1 protein-coding gene is annotated in these 604 nt (G+C 41.1%); it reads right to left on the bottom strand.

Features of this window, described 5'->3' with window-relative positions; translation table 11 throughout:
* The coding region (locus CP357_RS09955; RefSeq protein ID WP_191088312.1) for a transposase at positions 1-518 on the bottom strand (518 nt) is incomplete at its 3' end.
* Positions 519-604 lie beyond the last annotated feature (86 nt).

Here is a 604-nt window from a genome sequence, read left to right as displayed (position 1 = left end):
GTTTCTCGGCGCAAAGGAAGGTATGTCGCATCCAAATAGACGCAGAAAAACTTGTCGCTTAGCTTGCGTTTGTGGTAAGCCTCAACCTTTGGAATCATCTGCTTGGAAATATTTGATACCTGAGCTGGACTGTAATGGCTGCCATACATCTTTTCAATTAGATCGGCTATTTCCCTGGTGGTCACGCCCTTGGAGTAAAGCTTGATAATCATGCTTTCCAAGATATCCGAGTGCTGCTTGTAGTCAGGCAGCGTGTGCTGATGAAATTGACCGTTGCGATCCCGAGGCACTTGCACTTCAATTGGGCCAAATTGCGTATCAACTTTGCGGAAATAAGCACCATTTCTAGAGTTGCCAGTATTCCAGCCATTTCTGGCATAGGGATCATAGCCCAGAAATGCAGTCAATTCAGCTTCTAACAAGTTATTAACAGCCTGTTGTAGCTCTTTGCGCAATAAATCATTTATTTTGTCTGGATTGAATAGAGCTTGAGCAAAATCTTTGGTAAAATCATTCATGAAGGAGTTCTTCTTTCTGTATGTTTTTTTTGTTCAAACCAATCATACGAGAAAGGAACTCCTTTTTCTAATGTTTAAAGAAATAA

This window comes from Lactobacillus sp. UMNPBX6, assembly GCF_002553975.1.
In the GTDB taxonomy this organism is placed as follows: domain Bacteria; phylum Bacillota; class Bacilli; order Lactobacillales; family Lactobacillaceae; genus Lactobacillus; species Lactobacillus gallinarum.
The sequence above is the reverse complement of the archived record's forward strand: the minus strand, read 5'-3'. Positions and strand labels throughout refer to the sequence as shown.